Source organism: Burkholderia sp. SIMBA_062, from assembly GCF_046534765.1.
Lineage (GTDB): Bacteria > Pseudomonadota > Gammaproteobacteria > Burkholderiales > Burkholderiaceae > Burkholderia > Burkholderia ambifaria.
Genome location: NZ_JAWRYD010000089.1, coordinates 1 through 1,104 on the forward strand (window position 1 = coordinate 1; position 1,104 = coordinate 1,104).

General features: G+C 60.2%; 1 pseudogene. It reads right to left on the reverse strand.

The features are described from left to right. Positions 1-35 precede the first annotated feature (35 nt). Positions 36-1,059 (reverse strand): annotated as a pseudogene (locus SB786_RS35475) (IS30 family transposase). Positions 1,060-1,104: the final 45 nt, after the last annotated feature.

Genomic DNA, 1,104 nt, shown 5'->3' on the forward strand with positions numbered 1-1,104 from the left:
GGCGGTTTCAAGAGCGAAGTGCAACACCTCGCGGGTTAGTGAACGGGTGCCCGGCCCGTGAGGTTAGCCAGGATCTGAGCAAGGATTTCTAGAGGCGTGTACCAGTTCAGCGTGGCGCGCGGTCGAGTGTTGAGTTTGTCGGCAATGGCGTCGAGGTCTTCTTGAGAGTAGACAGACAGATCGGTTCCCTTGGGCAGGTACTGCCGCAGCAGGCCGTTGGTGTTTTCGCAAGTGCCGTGCTGCCAAGGGCTATGCGGATCGCAGAAGTAGACGCGCACGTTGGTTGCGGCCGTCAGTTCGGCGTGGCGTGCCATCTCGCGACCTTGATCGTAAGTCAGCGTCTGGCGCAACGGCTCGACGATCGATTGCGATTTGGTCGTGAAGGCCGACAGCGCCGACACGGCAGTCGCGTCCGGCATCTTGGCCAGCAGCACCGCGCGGCTCATGCGTTCGACCAACACGGCTATCGACGATTTGTTCTCGGCACCCTTGATGAGATCGCCCTCCCAGTGTCCGGGCATGAGTCGATCATCGACTTCAGGCGGGCGCACGTGGATGCTGACCATATCGGGGATGCCCCCGCGTCGATCCGTGCCGCGCGAACGTGGCAAGCGCTTGTTGTGATGCTGGCGCAGACAGGCGATCAGTTCACGGCGCAGTTCGCCGCGAGGCTGAGCATAGATGGCGTTGTAAATCGTTTCGTGAGACACATGCAGGCTCGGATCGTCAGGGAACACGCGTCTCAGGGTAGCTGCGATCTCTTGGGGCGACCACTGTTCTTCGCGCAAGAATTCGCATACGACGCCCCACAGCACCGAATCCGGTGCGAGCTTCGGCGCGGGGCGGGCCGTCTGCCGTCGGGTGTTGCGGGACGCTTGCGCAACAAGCGGACAGTACAGACCGTTCGATTGTGTATTGGCGAGCCAGTTCTCGGCTCACTGTCGACGGCGAGCGATTGAGCTTGCGGGCGATCGCCTGCACGCTCAAGCCTTCGGCCCGCCAGAAATCGATTCGCATACGTTCTTCAGGTTGCAGTTGTTGGTACGTTTTCTTTGCCATTCGCGGACATTAACGGATGACGAAAGTGTTGCACTTCAGATTTGA